Source organism: Streptomyces griseicoloratus, from assembly GCF_014534645.1.
GTDB lineage: Bacteria > Actinomycetota > Actinomycetes > Streptomycetales > Streptomycetaceae > Streptomyces > Streptomyces griseicoloratus.
The window spans coordinates 1-423 of sequence record NZ_JACVQF010000046.1 but is presented as its reverse complement, the minus strand read 5'-3'; the positions used below and the strand labels follow the sequence as shown (position 1 = coordinate 423).

The window sequence follows — 423 nt, the reverse complement described above, 5'->3', positions numbered from 1 at the left end:
GAGGAGCTGGCGCCGGCACGCTCGCTGGCCCGGCACCCCCTCTTCCAAGTCGTCCTCACCAAGGTCGATACGAGTGCTGACCAGGCAAGCTCTTCGTCACCGCTCACGCTGCCGGGGGTACAGGCGCGAAGTCTGTTCCTGGGGCGTCCCTCGGCGAAGTTCGACCTGGATCTCCTGGTGGGCGAGACCTTCGATGACCAGGGCGCGCCGGCGGGCCTTCGGGGTGCCGTGACAGTCGCCGCCGATCTGTTCGACGAGGCCTCCGCAGCTCGCATCGCCCGTCACTGGGTGCGGGTGCTGGAGCGGTTGGTCGGTGATCCGTCGGTGCGGGTGTCGGCGGTGGAGGTGCTGGATCCGGCGGACCGGTGTCGGGTGGTGGAGGAGTGGAACGACACGGGGGTGTCTGGGGTGCCGGGTGTGGTG

At 69.5% G+C, this 423-nt stretch carries 1 protein-coding gene; it reads left to right on the top strand.

What is annotated here, in order from left to right; translation table 11 throughout:
* Nucleotides 1–423: condensation domain-containing protein (locus H0H10_RS01620; RefSeq protein ID WP_188178967.1), on the top strand; the 423-nt coding region annotated here is incomplete at both ends.